The organism is Streptomyces sp. NPDC031340, assembly GCF_055569945.1.
Window position 1 is genome coordinate 47,350 of sequence record NZ_JBVIIE010000004.1, and the last position, 20,048, is coordinate 67,397.

The 20,048-nt window shown below is 70.7% G+C and carries 17 protein-coding genes; 8 read left to right on the forward strand and 9 right to left on the reverse strand.

Annotation, left to right across the window (positions count from 1 at the left end):
- Window positions 1-2: 2 nt before the first annotated feature.
- Window positions 3-3,026 carry an excinuclease ABC subunit UvrA gene (gene uvrA, locus ACZ5GT_RS03850; protein WP_469013843.1) on the reverse strand — a complete coding sequence of 1,008 codons (3,024 nt, stop codon included), beginning with the start codon at window positions 3,024-3,026 and terminating at the stop codon, window positions 3-5.
- 224 nt (window positions 3,027-3,250) lie between these two features.
- Here uvrA and ACZ5GT_RS03855 point away from each other — a divergent pair, with 224 nt between their 5' ends.
- The 5 genes from ACZ5GT_RS03855 to ACZ5GT_RS03875 all read left to right on the forward strand — a co-directional run bounded on the left by ACZ5GT_RS03855 (window position 3,251) and on the right by ACZ5GT_RS03875 (window position 7,738).
- Window positions 3,251-3,937, forward strand: coding sequence for a maleylpyruvate isomerase family mycothiol-dependent enzyme (locus ACZ5GT_RS03855; RefSeq protein WP_469013845.1), 687 nt, complete (start codon window positions 3,251-3,253; stop codon window positions 3,935-3,937).
- Between the two features lie 71 nt (window positions 3,938-4,008).
- Complete coding sequence (locus ACZ5GT_RS03860; protein WP_469013847.1) at window positions 4,009-4,665, forward strand: MBL fold metallo-hydrolase; 657 nt, start codon at window positions 4,009-4,011, stop codon at window positions 4,663-4,665.
- A gap of 516 nt (window positions 4,666-5,181) precedes the next feature.
- Window positions 5,182-6,066: an ABC transporter substrate-binding protein gene (locus tag ACZ5GT_RS03865; RefSeq protein ID WP_469013849.1), complete on the forward strand. Its 885-nt coding sequence runs from the start codon at window positions 5,182-5,184 to the stop codon at window positions 6,064-6,066.
- Window positions 6,063-6,989 carry an amino acid ABC transporter permease gene (locus ACZ5GT_RS03870; RefSeq protein WP_469013852.1) on the forward strand — a complete coding sequence of 309 codons (927 nt, stop codon included), beginning with the start codon at window positions 6,063-6,065 and terminating at the stop codon, window positions 6,987-6,989. Before ACZ5GT_RS03865 ends, ACZ5GT_RS03870 begins: the two co-directional genes overlap by 4 nt.
- Window positions 6,990-7,009: 20 nt before the next feature.
- Window positions 7,010-7,738 (forward strand): amino acid ABC transporter ATP-binding protein, encoded by a 729-nt coding sequence (locus tag ACZ5GT_RS03875; protein WP_469014169.1) that lies wholly within the window; start codon window positions 7,010-7,012, stop codon window positions 7,736-7,738.
- A 41-nt stretch (window positions 7,739-7,779) separates the two neighbouring features.
- Here the strand turns inward: ACZ5GT_RS03875 and aroQ are convergent, their stop codons facing one another.
- From aroQ to ACZ5GT_RS03910, 7 genes are all read right to left on the reverse strand, one after another.
- Entirely contained in the window at window positions 7,780-8,253 is a 474-nt protein-coding gene (gene aroQ / locus ACZ5GT_RS03880; protein ID WP_469013854.1) for a type II 3-dehydroquinate dehydratase, read from the reverse strand.
- 81 nt (window positions 8,254-8,334) lie between these two features.
- Window positions 8,335-9,435, reverse strand: a complete 1,101-nt coding sequence (locus ACZ5GT_RS03885) for a calcium:cation antiporter (RefSeq protein ID WP_469013855.1) — start codon at window positions 9,433-9,435, stop codon at window positions 8,335-8,337.
- Between the two features lie 105 nt (window positions 9,436-9,540).
- Entirely contained in the window at window positions 9,541-10,542 is a 1,002-nt protein-coding gene (locus ACZ5GT_RS03890; RefSeq protein ID WP_469013856.1) for a TerC family protein, read from the reverse strand.
- A 262-nt stretch (window positions 10,543-10,804) separates the two neighbouring features.
- A complete protein-coding gene (locus ACZ5GT_RS03895) occupies window positions 10,805-12,802 on the reverse strand; it encodes a TerD family protein (RefSeq protein ID WP_469013858.1) in 1,998 nt (665 codons plus the stop codon).
- A gap of 64 nt (window positions 12,803-12,866) precedes the next feature.
- The gene (locus ACZ5GT_RS03900) at window positions 12,867-13,445 is read right to left on the reverse strand and encodes a TerD family protein (protein WP_469013861.1); all 579 of its coding nucleotides are present in this window, start codon (window positions 13,443-13,445) and stop codon (window positions 12,867-12,869) included.
- Window positions 13,446-13,608: 163 nt separating this feature from the next.
- Window positions 13,609-15,741 carry an excinuclease ABC subunit UvrB gene (gene uvrB, locus ACZ5GT_RS03905; protein WP_469013863.1) on the reverse strand — a complete coding sequence of 711 codons (2,133 nt, stop codon included), beginning with the start codon at window positions 15,739-15,741 and terminating at the stop codon, window positions 13,609-13,611.
- Window positions 15,742-15,781: 40 nt separating this feature from the next.
- Window positions 15,782-16,651 (reverse strand): MHYT domain-containing protein, encoded by an 870-nt coding sequence (locus ACZ5GT_RS03910; protein ID WP_469013864.1) that lies wholly within the window; start codon window positions 16,649-16,651, stop codon window positions 15,782-15,784.
- Between the two features lie 289 nt (window positions 16,652-16,940).
- Between ACZ5GT_RS03910 and ACZ5GT_RS03915 the strand changes: the two genes are divergently transcribed.
- Both ACZ5GT_RS03915 and ACZ5GT_RS03920 read left to right on the forward strand, forming a co-directional pair.
- The gene (locus ACZ5GT_RS03915; RefSeq protein ID WP_469013867.1) at window positions 16,941-17,816 is read left to right on the forward strand and encodes a glycerophosphodiester phosphodiesterase; all 876 of its coding nucleotides are present in this window, start codon (window positions 16,941-16,943) and stop codon (window positions 17,814-17,816) included.
- Window positions 17,817-17,886: 70 nt separating this feature from the next.
- Entirely contained in the window at window positions 17,887-18,444 is a 558-nt protein-coding gene (locus ACZ5GT_RS03920; protein ID WP_469013870.1) for a methylated-DNA--[protein]-cysteine S-methyltransferase, read from the forward strand.
- A gap of 129 nt (window positions 18,445-18,573) precedes the next feature.
- On the opposite strand, the gene ACZ5GT_RS03925 is transcribed toward ACZ5GT_RS03920, so the two are convergent.
- Window positions 18,574-19,002, reverse strand: a complete 429-nt coding sequence (locus ACZ5GT_RS03925) for a VOC family protein (RefSeq protein ID WP_469013873.1) — start codon at window positions 19,000-19,002, stop codon at window positions 18,574-18,576.
- Between the two features lie 102 nt (window positions 19,003-19,104).
- On the opposite strand from ACZ5GT_RS03925, the gene ACZ5GT_RS03930 reads away from it, so the two are divergent.
- Window positions 19,105-20,010 carry a pseudouridine-5'-phosphate glycosidase gene (locus ACZ5GT_RS03930; protein WP_469014172.1) on the forward strand — a complete coding sequence of 302 codons (906 nt, stop codon included), beginning with the start codon at window positions 19,105-19,107 and terminating at the stop codon, window positions 20,008-20,010.
- Window positions 20,011-20,048: the final 38 nt, after the last annotated feature.

Genomic DNA, 20,048 nt, shown 5'->3' on the forward strand with positions numbered 1-20,048 from the left:
CGTCAGGCCTTCCGGGCCCGCGTGGTCTTCTTCGCGGGCGCCGCCTTCTTGCCGGCCGTGCTCTTGGCGGCCGTGCTGTCGGCGGTACCGGTCGCCGCCGTCTTCTTCGCCGCCGTCCTGGCCGCGACCGCCTTCTTCGCCGTCGACTTGCGGGGTGCCTTCACCGAGGCCGCGTCGCTGATCCGGTCGGCGCCGAGGACCTCCCGGAGGAACTTGCCGGTGTGGCTGGCCGGGACCCCGGCGACTTCCTCGGGCGTGCCCTCGGCGACGACGAGTCCGCCGCCGGCGCCGCCCTCGGGTCCCATGTCGACGACCCAGTCGGCGGTCTTGATCACGTCGAGGTTGTGCTCGATGACGATGACCGTGTTGCCCTTGTCGACCAGGCCGGAGAGCACCTTGAGCAGCTTGCTGATGTCCTCGAAGTGCAGACCGGTGGTCGGCTCGTCCAGGACGTAGACGGTGCGCCCGGTGGAGCGCTTCTGCAGCTCGCTGGCGAGCTTCACGCGCTGCGCCTCACCGCCCGACAGGGTGGTCGCGGCCTGCCCGAGCCGGACGTAGCCGAGACCGACGTCGTTGAGCGTCCTGAGGTGGCGGTTGATCGCCGGGACGGCCTCGAAGAAGTGCATCGCCTCTTCGATCGGCATGTTCAGGACCTCGGCGATGGACTTGCCCTTGTAGTGGACCTCCAGGGTCTCCCGGTTGTAGCGGGCGCCGTGGCAGACCTCGCACGGGACGTACACGTCCGGGAGGAAGTTCATCTCGATCTTGATCGTGCCGTCGCCCGCGCAGTTCTCGCAGCGGCCGCCCTTGACGTTGAAGGAGAAGCGGCCGGGCTGGTACCCGCGCACCTTGGCCTCGGTGGTCTCCGCGAACAGCCTGCGGATGTGGTCGAAGACGCCGGTGTACGTCGCCGGGTTGGACCGCGGGGTGCGACCGATGGGCGACTGGTCGACGTGCACGACCTTGTCGACGAGGTCGTCGCCGTCCACGCGCGTGTGCCGTCCGGGGACGCTCCGCGCGCCGTTCAGCTCACGGGCCAGGTGCGTGTACAGGATGTCGTTGACCAGCGTCGACTTGCCGGAGCCGGAGACGCCGGTGACCGCGGTGAACACGCCCAGCGGGAAGGACACGTCGATGTCCTGGAGGTTGTTCTCGCGGGCGCCGTGCACCGTGAGCCGGCGGGACGGGTCGTGCGGGCGGCGGATGTCCGGCAGCGGGATGGACTTCCGGCCCGCCAGGTACTGGCCGGTCTGCGACTCGTCGTTGGCCAGCAGTTCCTTCAGGGAGCCGCTGTGCACGACCTTGCCGCCGTGCTCGCCCGCGCCGGGACCGATGTCGACGATCCAGTCGGCGACCTTGATGGTGTCCTCGTCGTGCTCGACCACGATGAGGGTGTTGCCCATGTCGCGCAGCCGGACCAGGGTCTCGATGAGCCGGTGGTTGTCGCGCTGGTGCAGGCCGATGGACGGCTCGTCGAGGACGTACAGCACGCCGACGAGACCGGAGCCGATCTGGGTGGCCAGGCGGATGCGCTGGGCCTCGCCGCCGGAGAGCGTGCCGGCCGCGCGGTTGAGGGAGAGGTAGTCCAGGCCGACGTCGACCAGGAACCGCAGCCGTTCGTTGACCTCCTTCAGGACGCGCTCGGCGATCTTCTTGTCGCGCGCGCTGAGCTTCAGTTCGCCCAGGAAGTCCGCGCAGTCGCTGATCGACATCGCGGAGACCTCCGCGATCGACTTGCCCATGATCGTGACCGCGAGGACGACCGGCTTCAGGCGCGTGCCCTCACAGGTCGGGCAGGGCACCTCGCGCATGTAGCCCTCGAAGCGCTCCCGGCTGGCGTCGCTCTCCGCCTCGCCGTGCCGGCGCTTGACGAACGGGACCGCGCCTTCGAAGGGCGTCGTGTACACGCGCTCGCGTCCGTACCGGTTGCGGTAGCGGACCTCGATCTGCGTCTTGTGGCCGTACAGCAGCGCCTTCCTGGCGCGCTGCGGCAGCCCCGCGAAGGGGATGTCGGTCCGGAATCCCAGCGCGTCCGCGAGGGCTCCGATCAGGCGGTCGAAGTAGTCCTTGGTGTGGCCGTGCGACCAGGGGTGGATGGCTCCCTCGTCGAGCGACTTGTCCTCGTCCGGAACGATCAGCTCGGGGTCGACCTCCATGCGCGTGCCGATGCCGGTGCACTCGGGACAGGCGCCGAAGGGCGAGTTGAAGGAGAAGGAGCGCGGCTCCAGTTCCTCGAAGGACAGGTCGTCGTAGGCGCAGTACAGGTGCTCCGAGTACATGCGCTCACGCTCGGGGTCGTCCTCGGGCAGGTCGACGAAGTCCAGCACGACCATGCCGCCGGAGAGGCTGAGCGCGGTCTCCACGGAGTCGGTGAGGCGGCGCTTGGCGCTCGCCTTCACCGTGAGGCGGTCGACGACCACCTCGATGGTGTGCTTCTCCTGCTTCTTCAGCGTGGGCGGGCTGGACAGCTGGACGGTCTCGCCGTCCACGCGCGCACGGCTGTAGCCCTTGGTCTGGAGGTCGGCGAAGAGGTCCACGAACTCGCCCTTGCGCTCGCGCACCAGCGGCGAGAGCACCTGGAAGCGGCTCCCCTCCGGCAGCTCCAGCACCCTGTCGACGATGGCCTGCGGCGACTGGCGCGAGATCGGGCGGCCGCACTCCGGGCAGTGCGGCTTGCCGATGCGCGCGAAGAGCAGGCGCAGGTAGTCGTAGACCTCGGTGATGGTGCCGACCGTCGAGCGCGGGTTGCGCGAGGTCGACTTCTGGTCGATGGAGACCGCCGGGGACAGGCCCTCGATGAAGTCGACGTCCGGCTTGTCCATCTGGCCGAGGAACTGGCGGGCGTACGAGGAGAGCGACTCCACGTAGCGCCGCTGGCCCTCGGCGAAGATGGTGTCGAAGGCCAGGGAGGACTTGCCCGACCCGGACAGGCCCGTGAAGACGATGAGCGAGTCCCGGGGCAGGTCGAGCGACACGTTCTTCAGGTTGTGCTCGCGCGCGCCACGGACGATGAGACGGTCGGCCACGCCGGTCCGCACCTTTCTTGAGAGAAGTGACAGGGGCGGGGCCCCCGTCCTTCTCAGACTAGGGGGAGCCACTGACAACGCCGGGTCGGATTCTCGGGACGCATAACAATCCCCGGACTTCCAGCATGCCCGACGCCACAACCGACCCTATAGCACGTGCATTCGATTTCCGGCATTGCTTCACCGGCTTCACCCGAAGGTGTGGCGGAGCTAGGGTCAGCACCATGATTGATCACGGTCATGACCTGGTGTCTCTGCACGACGCGACCGAACGGCTGCTCAGCGCGGCCGCCGAACTGGACGACGCCGCGGCGGCCCGGCCGTCGCGGCTGCCCGGCTGGACCCTCGGCCACATCCTGGCCCACCTCGCCCGCAACGCGGACGCCCTGGTGAACGTCATGGAGGGCCGCCCCATGTACGCCTCCGGCGACTCCCGGGACGCCGACATCGAGCGGGACGCGCCGCGCCCGCTGCGGGTGCACCTCTCCGACGTGCGCGAGAGCGCGGCCCGCTTCCAGGAGGCGAGCGCCGTGCCGGCGGACTGGTCGCGGACGGTGGAGCTGCGCAACGGCGTCACCGACTCGGCGGCCCGGGTGCCGTTCCGGCGGTGGGTCGAGGTGGAACTGCACCACGTGGACCTCGGGATCGGCTACGAGCTGGAGGACCTGCCGGCGGAGTTCCTGGAGCGTGAGATCTCCTTCCTCGCCGAGCGGTTCGCGGGCCGTGCGGACGTGCCCAGCGCGCGCCTGACCGACGGCACGCGCGCGTGGAGCACGGGCCGGGAGGCGGAGAAGCCGGAGATCACCGTCACCGGCCCGGCGCCCGACCTGCTCGGCTGGCTCTCCGGGCGCCGCGACGGCTCCGCGCTCACCGTGGAGGGCGGTGCGCTGCCGGCACTGCCTCCGCTCTGACGGCCGACGCCCCGGGCCGGCGGCCCATGGCGGGGGACCCCGCGCCGGTCCCCCGCTATAGGCTGACCGGCATGACGTACAGCGGACAGGTGACGGTCGGCGGCCCGGCGGACGTGCACGAGCTGAAGGACCTGATGATCACCAAGATCGCGGTCGGCCCGATGAACAACAACGCCTATCTGCTGCGCTGCCGGGCCACCGACGAACAGTTGCTGATCGACGCGGCGAACGACGCCGACACACTGCTCGGGATGATCGGTGACGACGGCATCGCCTCCGTCGTCACCACCCACCAGCACGGCGATCACTGGCAGGCGCTGGCCGAGGTCGTCGAGGCCACCGGCGCCCGTACGTACGCGGGCCGCGACGACGCCGACGGCATCCCGGTGCCGACCGACGTCCTCGTCGACGACGGCGACGTCATCCGGGTGGGGCAGGTGGAGCTCACCGCGCGCCACCTGGTCGGCCACACGCCGGGCTCGATCGCCCTGGTCTACGACGACCCGCACGGGCACCCGCACGTGTTCACGGGCGACTGTCTGTTCCCCGGTGGCGTGGGCAACACCCGCAAGGACCCGAAGGCGTTCGCCAGTCTGATCCACGACGTGGAGACGAAGATCTTCGAGGTGCTGCCGGACGAGACCTGGGTCTACCCGGGCCACGGCAACGACACGACGCTGGGCGACGAGCGTCCGCATCTGCCGGAGTGGCACGCGCGCGGGTGGTGACGGCACCGGGCCGCCCGCGCCTCATGGCGATACGGCAGCCGGCCCGGACAGCACACAGGGGCGGTCGGGTCCTGTGACCTGCCGCCCCTGCCGCGTCGGCCCGCTTGCCGCCTCGGTGAGGACGGGCCGTTGACCCATGGGGAGTCATGCCCTACAGCGTCCGGGGCGCCGGAAGCGTCACACCGCGGCGGCGCACAGCACACGGCGCCACGCCCCGCGCACACTCCCGCACGCCCGCCTGACGCCCATCCGTGCGCGCCCCGTGTGAACCCTTCGCACACACCGGCGCCTTACGCGCGCTCGCGGTCCGCCTCGTCGCGCAGTCAACTGGAAGCCGCCCCGCTCAGGATGACGGCTCCTGCGCGGTACGGGCCGCCGGCCTCCCGATCCCGCCCTCGGCCGGCGGCCCGGGCGTCCCCCGACGCTGTTCACAAAAATGAAACACGCATTCCCATCATGCGGACAGTTGCCGCCATGACCTCGACAAACGGGACGGTGGGCTGCCAATCTCCCGCCATGCATCCTGCCCCTCGCGCGCTGCACCGCGCCGTCGCCGCCGCCACCATCGCCCTGCTCGCCACCGCCGTCGGCTGTGCTCCGCAGCCGGAGGACAAGGCCGCCGCCTCGCCGTCCGGGTCGGCCGGGAGCACGTGCGCCAAGGGTGAGCTGGCCACCAAGACGTCCGGCAAGCTGACGATCGCCACCGACAAGCCGGCGTACGAGCCGTGGTTCAAGGACGACGAGCCCGCCAACGGCCAGGGCTTCGAGTCGGCGGTCGCCTACGCCGTGGCGAAGCAGCTGGGCTACGGCAAGAGCGCCGTCGTCTGGCAGAGCGTGCCGTTCAACAAGGCCTTCGCGCCCGGCGTGAAGACCTTCGACTTCGACATCAACCAGGTGTCGATCAGCGCCGAACGCAAGAAGGCCGTGGACTTCTCCTCCGGCTACTACGACGTGCGCCAGGCCGTCATCGCGCTGAAGGGCACCAAGGCCACGAAGGCGACCGGCGTCGCGGACCTCAGGGGTCTCAAGCTCGGCGCGCAGGTCGGCACCACCAGCCTCGACTACATCACCGACGTGGTGAAGCCGAAGCAGCAGGCCGCCGTCTTCGCCAAGACCGACCAGGCCAAGTCCGCCCTGAAGAACGGCCAGGTCGACGCCATCGTCACCGACCTGCCGACCGCCTTCTACATCACGGCCGCGGAGGTCACCGACGCGAAGATCGTGGGCCAGTTCGAGAACCAGGGCGGCACGCCGGAGCAGTTCGGACTCGTCCTCGACAAGGGCAGCGCGCTCACCTCGTGCGTGAGCCGCGCCGTCGACGCGCTGCGCGAGGACGGCACGCTGGCGGGGATCGAGAAGCAGTGGCTCTCCGAGGCCGTCGACGCCCCGGTGCTCAAGTGACGGTGGCGAAGCAGCAGTCAGGGCAGGAGTGGGGCGAGGAGTCGGGCCAGGGCTCCGGCAAGGACGACGGGCGCGACGGGTACGTGCCGTCGCCGCGGCGGCTGGAGCGCGAGCGCCACAAGCGCGCACGGGCCCGCCGGGCGACGGCGATCGCCGCGCTGTCGACCCTCGTCACCGGGTTCGTCCTCTACCTGGTCGTCGTCCGGGCGCCCGGCTGGCCGCGCACCAAGGAGACGTTCTTCGATCCGCAGTACGCGCGCGAGGCGTTTCCCAAGGTCCTCGAAGGGCTGTGGCTGAACGTCCGGTTGCTGCTGGTCTGCGGGGCGGCGGTGCTGGTCCTCGGCATGCTGATCGCCGTCGCCCGCACCCTGCGCGGTCCGGTGTTCTTCCCGCTGCGGGTGCTGGCCGCCGCGTACACGGACTTCTTCCGCGGACTGCCGCTGATCATCAACCTGATGATCGTGGTCCTCGGCGTGCCCGCGCTGCGTCTGCAGGGCGTGACCGTGGATCCCGTGCTGCTCGGCGGTACGGCGCTCACGCTGACGTACTCGGCGTACGTGGCCGAGGTGTTCCGCGCCGGCATCGAGTCCGTCCACCCCTCACAGCGTGCCGCGGCCCGCTCGCTCGGCCTGACCAACCGGCAGGCGCTGCGGTACGTCGTGCTCCCCCAGGCCGTGCGCCGTCAGGTGCCGCCGCTGCTGAACGACCTGGTGTCGCTGCAGAAGGACACCGGGCTCGTCTCCATCGGCGGCGCGATCGACGCCGTGCGGGCCGCGGACATCATCGTGGGCCGCAGCCTCAACTACACGCCGTACATCGTGGCGGGCCTGCTCTTCGTGGCGCTGACCATTCCGATGACGCGGTTCACGGACTGGGTCACGGCCCGGATGGACCGCCGCCGAGCCCAGGGAGGAGCACTGTGAGCGACACGCCCGTGCTGCGCATGGAGTCCGTCCGGAAGACCTTCGGCGACTCGGTCGTCCTGCGCGACGTCGACCTGGAGGTGGCCCCGCACACGGTGACCGCGCTGATCGGCGCCTCCGGCTCCGGCAAGTCGACGCTGCTGCGCTGCGCCAACCTCCTGGAGGAGATCGACGACGGCGCGATCTGGCTGGACGGCGAGGAGATCACCGACCCGCGCGCCGACCAGGACGCGGTACGCCGCCGTATCGGCGTCGTCTTCCAGGCGTACAACCTGTTTCCGCACATGACCGTGCTGGAGAACATCACGCTCGCCCCGCGCCGGGTGCACGGCGCCTCCCGGGAGGAGGCCGAGCAGCGGGCCAGGGAGCTGCTGGAGCGGCTCGGGCTCGGCGACCGGGCGGACGCCTACCCGGACCGGCTCAGCGGCGGCCAGCAGCAGCGTGTGGCGATCGTCCGCGCCCTCGCCGTACGCCCGCGTCTGCTGCTGCTCGACGAGATCACCGCCGCTCTCGACCCGGAACTCGTCGGCGAGGTCCTGACGGTCGTGCGCGACCTGAAGGAGGACGGCATGACCATGGTGCTGGCCACGCACGAGATGGGCTTCGCCCGGGACGTCGCCGACCAGGTGTGTTTTCTGGACGGAGGCGTGGTCCTGGAGCGCGGCACGGCCGAGCAGGTCTTCGGCGACCCGCAGCGGGAACGCACCCGGCGTTTCCTGCGGCGGATCGTGGAGGCGGGCCGGCTGTAAGGACCGGACGCCCTCGGGGCGAACGCCCCGGGGGCGGGCGCTCACACCTGGGCCTGCGCCGCCCCCACCAGCGCCGCGACGCGCTCCACGCCGAAGACGTACCCCTGCACGCCGCATCCCGCGATGACCCCGTCGGCCCGCAGCGAGACGTAGGAGTGGTGCCGGAAGGACTCGCGCTGGTGGATGTTGGAGATGTGCACCTCCAGCACCGGCAGCCCGTCGCAAGTGTTGAGTGCGTCCAGGATCGCGACCGACGTGTGCGAGTAGGCGCCGGGGTTGATCACGATGCCGCAGTGGCCGAGCCGCGCCTCATGGATCCAGTCCACCAGTTGACCCTCGTGATTGGACTGCCGGAAGTCCACGGTGCCGCCGTGCGCGGCCGCCGTCCTGGCGCACAGTGCCTCGACGTCGGCCAGAGTGTCCTTGCCGTAGATCTCCGGCTGCCGCTGACCGAGAAGGTTCAGGTTGGGTCCGTTGAGAATCATGATCGGGGCGTTGGCCAGGGTGCGGGGCACGGTTCCTCCGGTCGCGGGCGGGGCGGGCTGATCGGCCCCGGTCTATCACGGTGCGCCCGGCACGGTGCGACCCGGCACCCGTCATGGATTGACCGCGAGCTCCAGGTAGGCCGCGAACAGCACCAGGTGGACTCCGCCCTGCAGGGGGGTCGCCCGGCCCGGTACCACCGTCAGCGAACTCACCACCACGGTGAGGGTGAGCAGCACCATGTGCGTGGCGCCGAGGCCGAGCACGAGCGGGCCGGAGAGCCACACGGACGCCAGCGCGACCGCGGGAATGGTAAGCCCGATGCTGGCCATGGCCGAGCCGAGGGCGAGGTTGAGGCTGGTCTGCACACGATCGCGGCGGGCGGAGCGCAGGGCGGCGATCGTCTCGGGGAGCAGCACCAGCATCGCGATGATCACGCCGACGACCGCGTGGGGCAGTCCGGCGGCCTCCACTCCGGACTCGATGGTGGGCGAGACGCCCTTGGCGAGCCCGACCACACCGATCAGGGCCAGGCCCAGCAGTCCCAGGCTGATCAGGGCGGTGCGGGCGGACGGCAGCTCGGCGTGGTCGTCGGCGGTGATCACCTCGCCCTGACGGGTGATGGGGAGGAAATAGTCGCGGTGCCGCACGGTCTGGGTCGCGACGAACAGGCCGTACAGGACGAGCGAGGACAGAGCGGCGAACGTGAGCTGGACGGCGGAGAACTCCGGGCCCGGCTTGCTCGTGGTGAAGGTCGGCAGCACGAGGCTGAGGGTGGCCAGGGTGGCGACGGTCGCGAGGGCGGCGCCGGTGCCTTCGGGGTTGAAGACCGCGGTGCCGTGGCGCAGCGAGGCGACGAGGAGGCAGACGCCGACGATGCCGTTGCAGGTGATCATCACGGCCGCGAAGACGGTGTCCCGCGCCAGGGTGGCGCCCTTGTCGCCGCCGTCTGCCATCAGGGTGACGATCAGGGCCACCTCGATGACGGTGACGGCGACGGCCAGGACGAGGGAGCCGAAGGGCTCGCCGACCCGGTGGGCGACCACCTCGGCGTGGTGCACCGCGGCCAGGACGGCGCCCGCGAGGACGAGCGTCACCAGCGCGACGATCACGCCGGGCAGGTCGCGCCCCCAGGTGAGGGCCAGCAGCACGACCGCGAACACCGGCGCGAGAGACGTCCACCGGGTGGCGATCGACCCGAGTCGAGTGATCATGCGACGATCGTTCCGGATTCAGCAGGCCGGACGAAGCACCGGGAGCGGGGGTCGGCGATGTTCCTCATGGTGCTCCCGGTGGTCGTCGTTCGGCCTCCGCCGTGGTCAGGCCTGGACGCTGTCCTTCGCGGCGTCTTCGCTCTCGGAGGGCGCCGTCTCGGCCTCCGCCTGCTTCCTGGACGCCCTGAGGCTGGTGAGCGTGGTGACCAGGAGGACCGAGCAGATCACGCCGAGGGAGACCGGTATGGAGATCTCCGGGACGTGGACGCCGGACTCGTGCAGCGCGTGCAGGACCAGCTTGACGCCGATGAAGCCGAGGATGACCGACAGGCCGTAGCTGAGGTGGACCAGCTTCTTCAGCAGGCCGCCGATGAGGAAGTACAGCTGCCGCAGACCCATCAGCGCGAACGCGTTTGCGGTGAACACGATGTACGGGTCCTGGGTCAGCCCGAAGATCGCGGGGATGGAGTCGAGCGCGAACAGGATGTCGGTGGTGCCGATCGCCAGCATCACGACCAGCATCGGGGTCATGACCCGCTTGCCGTTCTGCCGGATCCACAGCTTGGTGCCGTGGTAGCGGTCGGCGACGCCGAATCGGCGCTCGACTGCCTTGAGCAGCTTGTTCTCCTCGTACTCCTCGTCCTCCTCCTCGGCCCGGGCCTCCTTGACCAGCTTCCAGGCGGTCCAGATCAGGAAGGCGCCGAAGAGGTAGAACACCCACGAGAAGCTGGTGACGATCGCGGCTCCCGCGGCGATGAAGACCGCCCGCAGGACCAGGGCTATGAGCACGCCGATGAGCAGCACCCGCTGCTGGTACTGCGAGGGCACGGCGAACTTCGCCATGATCAGGACGAAGACGAAGAGGTTGTCGACGCTCAGCGACTTCTCGGTGATGAAGCCCGCGAAGAACTCTCCGGCGGGCCCGCCGCCGCCGAAGACGAGCAGGCCGAGGCCGAAGAGCCCGGCGAGAGTGATCCAGACGGCCGTCCAGATCCCGGCTTCCTTGAGGGACACGTCGTGCGGTTTGCGGCCGATGAAGAAGTCGACCGTGATCAGGGCGGCGAGGCCCACGATGGTCAGGACCCACAGGGTCGTCGAGACATCCACTGCGCCTCCGGCAGTACGTGAACGGCAAATGTCAGCGTCGTCGCTGCCGGAGGTCTCTTCCACCCAGTGACATCGCTCTGGGCCGGCGCCCCGGGATCTGGCCGGATCCGTATTGACGGGAACGCCGCAGCAGGCAGGGAGTACTCCCCTCCGTACGGAAGACAGTACCCCGATCACCAAGGAAAGGTAAAGAGATCGGTAAAGAATGTTCCAAAGTCGCTGGTCAGCGCGCTTTGCTCACGCTTGATGCTTGTCTTGACGGTCAGCGCTTCCACGCACGGCGGGCCTGCGCGACCTGCGCGAGAACCTGGTTCAGCACCTGGCTGTGGGGCGGCACGAGCGTCGGCTCGTAGGTCCAGGCGTGACCCACCCACGGGTCGGCGAGGTGATCGTCGGGCACCGGGGTGAGTCGCAGCAGCGAACGCCACAGCGGGTCGAGCAGGGGGCCGTACCCGGCGGCCTCCTCGCGGTCGGCGATCATCATCAGGTGGACGCCGACGGCCGGTCCCTCGTCCGCCAGGTAGCGCAGCTGGTTCACGGCGCGGTCGTCGAAGCCGTGCGGGAAGTCGTTGACGACCAGCAGTTGCTCGGCCGTGTCCAGGTCGCGCGGCAGCGAGTCGGCCACGCCGCCGCGTATGGCCATCTGCACCAGGTCGACGCGTTGCGTCAGCCGCGCCAGGACCTCCGAGACCCCGGCGGCGCCCAGGGCGGGCGGGCCCGCGAGCACGCCGTTCTGCACCAGCGGTACGAGCTGCTGCGCCGCCGACCCAGCCGGGTCGATGACGTGCACGGTGAACTCGCCCGCCGGGTAGACGGCGAGCAGCCGGGCGGCGAGCGCCACCGCGGTCTCCATCCCGAGGCGCCGCAGGTCGTGGGCGTCGGCGAAGGTGTCGTCGAGCATTCCGGCACGCCCGCTGTCGATCCACAGTCCGCGTTCGAGCGGCAGGCGGACCAGCATCGGGATGCGCAGCGGGTCGCTCTCGGGCAGGTAGAGGTCGCCCAGGCGCACGGCCATCGGGATCTCCATCGGCACCCGGTAGGCGTGCCAGACGGGGTTGTCCCAGCGCGCGTAGGCCGGCGGCAGCGCGGGCTCCACGACGTCGGCCTCGGCGCCGAGCTGGGCGAGGTCCCGGTCGAGGGCCTGCCGGGCCTGGTCGACGAGCTGGGCGTGCTTGGCGCGGGCCGCCTCCCGCGCGGCGTCGCCCTGCCCGCCGATCCTGCTGCGGGGGTCGGACAGGACCTGGTCGAGCTCCTTCTCCATGCGGGAGTCGGCGAAGTCGACGGCGCTGCGGTAGGCCGCCGTGGAGCGGGCCAGGTCCTCGAACATGCCCCAGACCTGGTTGTAGAGCCGCTCGTCCATGGACCAGCCGGTCGCGTCGCCCGCCACGGGCTGCGCGGGCCGGCCCGGCTGGGCCGGGGGCGCGGTCGGCGGGGGCGGCGGCGGGGCGCCGGTGTGCCGGCCCGGGTGGCTGTAGTCGATCGTGCCGCCCGCGGTGGGCGCGGACGGCTGGGTGCCTGCGGACGGACCCGCCGGAGGGGCGGGCTGCGCGCCCTGCGCCGCGTACGGGGACGCGCCGTCGGGCACCGGGTGACCGCTCGTGGGCTGGGGTACGGGGCCGCCGTGGTCGGGACCGGGTGCGGGTGCGGTCGTCCGGCGGCTGCGGTCGCCGTCCGCGGTGCGCGTCTGCGGCGCCTGCACCGAGCGGGCCAGGCCCTGGGCCACCGCCTCGTTGATGCCGGTCGCCAGCCGCTGGGCCTCGGCCAGACCCTGACCGGTGAAGAGCTCGGCGAGACCGCCGGCGTACCCCTGGCCGACGGCGCGCACCTTCCAGGCGCCCTGTCTGCGGTAGAGCTCCAGGGCGACGACCGCCGACTCGGCTTCCAGGCCGGTGATCGTGTAGCTGGCGACCTCGGTTCCGTCGAGGCCGGTGACCGCGACGAAGGGGGCGGCGACGGCGCCGAACCGGACCGGGCCGCCGACTCCCATGGGCAGGGCGAGCAGCACACTGACGCGATGCACGGCCTCCGGCATGGCGTCCAGGTCCACCGCGAGACGGTGGTCGGCGGCCGCCTGCCGGGAGACCTCGAGACCGGGCAGGGTGGGTGTGCCCGGATGGGCCACCCATTCGACGCCGCGAATCTTGCCGTTCTCGTCGCTGAGCGTGGCCGCCGCCACGATCGGCTTGCCGGCCGAGACCCGGACCTCGAGACGGGCCTGGGTAAGCGGGTGGTTCTGCCCCCGCACCAGCTCGGCCGTCATCGCCTTCGTCCCCCTGTGTCGCTGGTGTGTCGTGTCGTGTGCCGCTCGCCGGCCGCGCCGGAGACTAGAGAAGCGGCAGGATCGCCGGCATCAGGTCCTGGAAGGTGCGGCCGTTGGCCGGGTTACCGAGGGCCGTCATGGTCCAGCCCGCACCCGAGCGGTGCACCTTCGCCATGACCTGGGCGGTGTAGGCGCCGCCGCCCGCGAGCGTGTACCGGGCGAGCTCCTGGCCGTTGGTCTCGTCGACCAGGCGGCAGAACGCGTTCTGCACCTCCTGGAAGGTCTGCCCGGTGAAGGAGTTCACGGTGAAGACGATCTGGTCGATGTGGACCGGGACGCGCTGCAGGTCGACGAGGATGGACTCGTCGTCACCGCCCTGGCCCGCGCCGCCGACGAGGTTGTCGCCGGTGTGGCGCACGGAGCCGTCGTCGCTCACCAGGTGGCGGAAGAAGACGACGTCGACCGGCTGCTTGTCCGCGAACAGGACGGCGGAGGCGTCCAGGTCGATCTCCCGCGTGCGCGAACCGAACAGGCCGCGCCGGGGAGCCGCCTGCCAGCCGAGACCCATACGGACCGCGGACAGGCTGCCTCCGTCGTTCTTCTCCAGACTGATGGCCTGACCCTTGGTCATGTTGACGGTCACGCGCTGATTCCCCTCTCGTGCTTTCCCCTGTTGCCGCGGAATCCGCGGTTGATGAGCACCCTACGCAGGGCCACTGACAGTGCCGTACCCCGGCCCGTACTTTGTGTCGGTCTTGCAACACAGCGCGTGCGGAGGGGCCCGGACGACGTCCGCCGACGAGCCGTCAGGCCAAGCCCGCTTCCTTCATCTGACGCAGTTCCTTCTTCATCTCGGAGACCTCGTCGCGCAGCCGGGCGGCGATCTCGAACTGAAGGTCCGCGGCGGCGGCGCGCATACGCTCCGTCAGCTCCTCGATCTGCTCGGCGAGATCCGCCGCGGGACGGTCGGTCGGCACCGTCTGCTTGGCCTTGCCCTTGGCGGCCTTGGCGCCGGCCGCCTTGCCGAGGGAGGGCACGGGGGCCTTGGCGCCCTTGCCGTCCTTCATGTTGCGGTACCCCGTGCCGAGGAGCTGCTCGGTGTCGACGTCCTCGCGGGCGATCTGCGCCACGATGTCGTTGATCTTCTTGCGGAGGGGCTGCGGGTCGATGCCCCGCTCCTTGTTGTAGGCGATCTGCTTCTCGCGGCGGCGGTTGGTCTCCTCGATGGCCCGCTCCATCGCCGGTGTGATCTTGTCGGCGTACATGTGGACCTGGCCGGAGACGTTGCGCGCGGCGCGGCCGATGGTCTGGATGAGGGAGGTGCCGGAGCGCAGGAAGCCCTCCTTGTCGGCGTCGAGGATGGCCACCAGGGAGACCTCGGGCAGGTCGAGGCCCTCGCGCAGGAGGTTGATGCCGACCAGCACGTCGAACTCGCCGGAGCGCAGCTCGCGCAGCAGCTCCACGCGGCGCAGCGTGTCGACGTCGCTGTGCAGGTAGCGCACCTGGATGCCGAGCTCGAGGAAGTAGTCCGTGAGGTCCTCGGCCATCTTCTTGGTGAGCGTGGTGACCAGGACGCGCTCGTCCTTCTCGGTCCGCGTGCGGATCTCGTGCACCAGGTCGTCGATCTGGCCCTCGGTGGGCTTGACGACGACTTCCGGGTCGACGAGACCGGTGGGACGGATGATCTGCTCGACGATGCCGTCCGCGCGGGAGAGCTCGTAGGTGCCGGGCGTGGCCGACAGGTAGACCGTCTGCCCTACCCGCTCCTTGAACTCCTCCCACTTCAGCGGGCGGTTGTCGAGGGCGGAGGGCAGGCGGAAGCCGTGGTCGACGAGGGTGCGCTTGCGGGAGGCGTCGCCTTCGTACATGGCGCCGATCTGCGGGACCGTGTTGTGCGACTCGTCGATGACCAGCAGGAAGTCGTCCGGGAAGTAGTCCAGCAGGGTGTTGGGCGGGGATCCGGGCGAGCGGCCGTCGAAGTGCATCGAGTAGTTCTCCACGCCGGAACAGGTGCCGATCTGGCGGAGCATCTCGAGGTCGTACGTCGTCCGCATCCTCAGGCGCTGGGCCTCCAGGAGCTTGCCCTGCTTCTCCAGGCCGGCCAGCCGCTCCCCCAGCTCCTTCTCGATGTCGTTGACGGCCCGCTCCATGCGCTCGGGGCCCGCGACGTAGTGGGAGGCCGGGAAGACGTACAGCTGCCGGTCGTCGCTGATGATCTCGCCGGTGATCGGGTGGAGGGTGGAGAGTGCCTCGATCTCGTCGCCGAACATCTCGATGCGGACGGCGAGCTCCTCGTAGACCGGGAAGATCTCGATGGTGTCGCCGCGCACCCGGAAGGTGCCGCGGGTGAACGCCATGTCGTTGCGCGTGTACTGGATGTCCACGAAGCGGCGCAGCAGCTCGTCCCGGTCGATCTCGTCGCCGACCTTGAGCGGGACCATGCGGTCGACGTACTCCTGTGGCGTGCCGAGGCCGTAGATGCAGGAGACCGACGCGACCACGATGACGTCGCGGCGGGTGAGCAGCGAGTTGGTCGCGGAGTGGCGCAGGCGCTCGACCTCCTCGTTGATCGAGGAGTCCTTCTCGATGTAGGTGTCCGACTGCGGGACGTAGGCCTCGGGCTGGTAGTAGTCGTAGTACGAGACGAAGTACTCGACGGCGTTGTTGGGCAGGAGTTCGCGGAACTCGTTCGCCAGCTGGGCGGCCAGTGTCTTGTTCGGCGCCATCACCAGGGTGGGGCGCTGGAGCTTCTCTATCATCCACGCGGTGGTCGCGGACTTGCCGGTGCCGGTCGCGCCGAGCAGGACGACGTTCCTCTCGCCCGCTTCGATGCGCCGGGCGAGCTCGGCGATGGCCTGCGGCTGGTCGCCGCTGGGCTGGTAGGGGCTGACGACCTCGAAGGGCGCCACCGTGCGTTCGATCTGGGAAACGGGCCGCATGCAATCCACCGTACGACCCGCCACTGACAATGCGGCGGGATCAGCGGTTTTGCGGGGTCCGGGAGCCGCGGCGGCCCGGCTGCTGCCGGTCGGGGCGGTGCGGCGGGCGGCGGACCGGGTGCCGTGCGGCCGGACGGGCGGGGACCCCCGGCTTGTGCTCGGCCGGGGACCAGGACGGTTTGCCCATGACCATCAGCGGGTCGAACACCACGATCACCCCGGCGAGCAGCAGGAAGACCAGGGGGCCGATCAGCATGGGGGCGAGCAGCCCGGCCGGCGAGTCCCCGGTGGAGGAGTCGCCGGGGCCGTGCAGGTGCACGCTGAGGGCCGCCATGCCGGTGTAGTGCATGCCGCTGACGGCCAGCCCCATGACGAGGCTCGCGCCGACGCTCCACACGAACCCCCTGACCTGTGCGGCGGCCCACAGGGCGGCGGTGGCGGCGGCCATCGCTATGACGACGGAGACGGCGACGGTGAGGGTGTTGTACTCGAACTTGCCGTTCAGCTGCATGCCGGCCATGCCCAGGTAGTGCATCGAGGCGATGCCGAGGCCGGTGACGGTGCCCCCGGTGAACAGGGCCGCGCCCGTCGCGCCCCGGTAGCCGACGATGAAGATGCCGATCCCCACCATGAGGACGGCGACGCCCAGACTGGCGTAGGTCAGGGGTCTGTCGTAGTGGATGGGCGCGCCTTCGACCGTGAACCCCATCATCGCGACGAAGTGCATCGTCCAGATGCCGGAGCCGATCGCGGCGGAGCCGAGGGCGAGCCAGCCGGCGCGCCAGGAACGTGCCACGAGCATGGACCGGGTCGTGCAGCGCAGGCCGAGCGCACCGCCCAGGCAGGCCATGAGATAGCCCACCAGTGGTGTGACGAGCCCGTAGCTGAATCCGTCGACCGTGCCCTGCATGCGCGGCTGCCCTTCCGCCCTTTTTGCGTCCGGAATCCGTGGAAAGCGCCCCCCTCCCAGTACCGCCCGAGCGGTGCAGGGCTGACGCAGAGAGTATGACCCTCACCTGAATGGTCGAACGATTTTCCGGCAAAGAAACACGCGCCTGACCCAGTTGTGCGCCATGAGTGAGCGGAGTTGTGCGGATCTCTTCGCCGTGTGGCCGTTCTGCGCCCCGCCGCCGGTTACGCGATGCTGTCACAGTTGAGCTGTCCGTGATGTCGCCGACCGCTCGACGCGAGGAGTACGCATGCACGTGCGCGCCGTAGCCGCCCTGACCACCGCGCTGCTGGGGGCCGTCACCCTCCTGTTCCCCACCTCCGACGCCCGGGCCGGCGACGTCGGCCGGGCGCCCCTGGTCGTCGCCCATCGGGGCGCCTCCGCCGTCGCGCCCGAGAACACGCTGCCGGCCGTCGACGCGGCGGCTCTGATGGGCGTCTCCTGGGTCGAGAACGATGTCCAGCGCACGAAGGACGGAGAACTCGTCGTGATCCACGACGACAGCCTGCGGCGCACCACCGACGCCGAGGCGGTCTTTCCCGGGCGGGCGCCCTGGAAGGTGAAGGACTTCACCGCGGCCGAGATCGCCCGGCTGGACGCGGGAAGCTGGTTCGGCCCCGCGTACGCGGGCACGCGCGTGCCGACGCTGGAGCAGTACCTGCGCCGTGTCGGGCTGCACCGGCAGAACCTGCTCCTGGAGATCAAGAGCCCCGAGCTGTACCCGGGCATCGAGCGCCAGACGCTGAAGGTTCTCGGCAACGAGGGCTGGCTCGACGACCGGCACCTGGCCGGCCGGCTGGTCGTGCAGAGCTTCAGCGCCGGCAGTCTGCGGATCGTGCACGACCTGAAGCCGGGCGTCCGGACAGCCCTCCTAGGGACGCCTCCCCTGTCCGACCTGCCCGCGTACGCGGCCTTCACCGACGGGATCAATCCCTCGTACGCCTCGGTCTCGGCGGGCTACGTCTCCGCCGCCCACGCGCTCACCGGACCGCATGGCAGCCCGCTGTCCGTGTTCACCTGGACCGTGGACGACGCGGACACCGCCCGCCGGGCCGCCGGGTACGGCGTCGACGGCGTCATCACCGACAAGCCGGACCTGGTGCGGGCCGCGCTGCAGGCCCCCTGAGGCCTCCGCGGGAGGCCGTCGGCCGTTGCCTCGCAGGGCGTTGTCAGTGGCGGGCCGTACGGTGGGGCGCATGGACAGCCATGGGCAGCAGAACGAGCAGCGGGTCGTGTGGGCCGTCGTCGACACCGGGATCGGTCCGCTGCTGCTGGCCGCGACCCGCGAGGGCCTGGTCAACGTCGTTTTCCACGCCACGGACGCGGTGCGGGACAAGGCGCTGGGCCGGCTCGCGTCCCGGTTGGGCGGCGAGCCCGTCGAGGCTCCCGGCTCGCCACTGCTGGCCGAGGCGATACGGCAGGTCGGGGCGTACTTCGCGGGCGAACGGCGCGCTTTCGAGCTGCCGCTGGACTGGTCGCTGATATCCGGCTTCAACCGGCAGGTGCTGCGTGAGCTGGCGACCGGCGTGCCGTTCGGCCAGGTCGTCGGCTACGGCGATCTGGCCCGGCGGGTCGGCCAGCCCGGCGCGAGCCAGGCGGTGGGTGCGGCGATGGGGTCCAATCCGCTGCCGGTCGTGGTGCCCTGCCACCGGGTCGTCGAGAGCGACGGAGGCATCGGCGGCTTCGGCGGTGGTCTTGAGGCCAAGCGGAAGCTGCTCGCACTGGAAGGGGTGCTCCCGGAGCCGCTGTTCTGACAGGGGACCGGCTCGGTCCGCTCGACGGCGCAGGTGCCGCTCTGCCCCGACCGGGGAAGGGCCGGCCGGGAACGCGCCGATCGGGACCGGCCGACCGGGAAGGGGCCGCGCACAGGCGGCCCCGTGTCGCTAGTCGTAGTGCCGGGCCTCGAAGACGTTGCCGTCCGGGTCGCGGAAGTAGAAGCTGCGCCTGGCCATTCCGCGGGCGCCGTAGGCGTCGTACGAGAAGTCGGACATGGGGACGCCGTGTTCCTCCAGGCGGCTGCGGAGCGCCTCGAAGGCGGGGCCGGCGAGGGACACGCAGACGTGGTTGACCGGGTGACCGGCGCTTTCGGCGGCCCCCGGGACCATGTTCATCTCCTCCGCCATGGTGAGCGGTGCGAGGTCGAAGATGGTCTCGTCGTTGAGCCGTACGGAGGGGAAGGACGTCGTACCGGCGGCGAACTCGGTGACTCGCAGGGGCTCCAGTCCGACCACCTTTTCGTAGAAACCGGCCGAGGCGACCGGGTCGCGCACCCACAGGACGACGTGGTCCAGACGTGCCGTGTTGTCCGTCATGCATCCCAGGCTGAGGTCCTCCGCGACGGGCCGCAAGGGTTTGGCAGGGGGTGCCGCCCGCCAGAGATGAGGGAAGACCGACTGACAGGAGGCAGGCACGTGGTGCTGGTGGTGTCGGAAGAAGTGCGGGAGGCCGTCGACGCGCGTCGCCCCGTGGTGGCCCTGGAGTCCACGATCATCGCGCACGGCCTGCCACGCCCGCGCAACCTTCAGGTGGCACGGGAGCTGGAGGAGGTCGTACGGCGCGAGGGCGCTGTACCGGCGACGATCGCGGTGCTGGACGGGCGGCCCCATGTCGGCCTCGACAAGGAGCAGCTGGAGCGAGTCGCGAACGAGGACGGCATCCGCAAGCTGGGCCACCGTGACCTTCCGCTCGCGGTGGCCTCCGGCGCGAGCGGGGCGACCACGGTGTCGGCGACCGCGCTGCTCGCCGCCCTTGCGGGCGTGCGGGTGTTCGCGACGGGCGGGCTCGGCGGGGTGCACCGGGAGTGGACGGTGACGCAGGACGAGTCGGCCGACCTGGGGCTGCTGGCGCGCACTCGGATCACGGTGGTGTGCGCGGGCGTGAAGTCGATCCTGGACGTGCCGGCGACGCTGCAGCGGCTGGAGACGCTGGGCGTCGCCGTGGCGGGATACGGCACGGACCGCTTCCCCGGCTTCTACCTGTCGGACTCGGGCCACCCGGTGGAGTGGACGCTGGAGTCGCCCGATCAGGTCGCCGACGTGATGAGGGCGCAGGACGCGCTCGGCGGGCCCGAGTCGGCGCTGATCGTCGCCAACCCCGTACCGGAGGCGGAGCAGCTGGACCCGGGGCTGCACGCGCGCGTGCTCGCCGACGCGCTGCACGCGTGCGAGGCCGAGGGCGTCACCGGTCAGGCGGTCACGCCGTTCCTGCTGGACTACCTGGTACGGCACACCGACGGCGCCTCGCTGAGCGCCAATCTGGCGGCGGTGCGCGGCAACGTACGGCTGGCATCGCGGATCGCGGCGGCCTGGGCCGGGGCGTGACGGCGGAGCCGGGCGGAGCGGGGGCCGGCAGCGCGGGC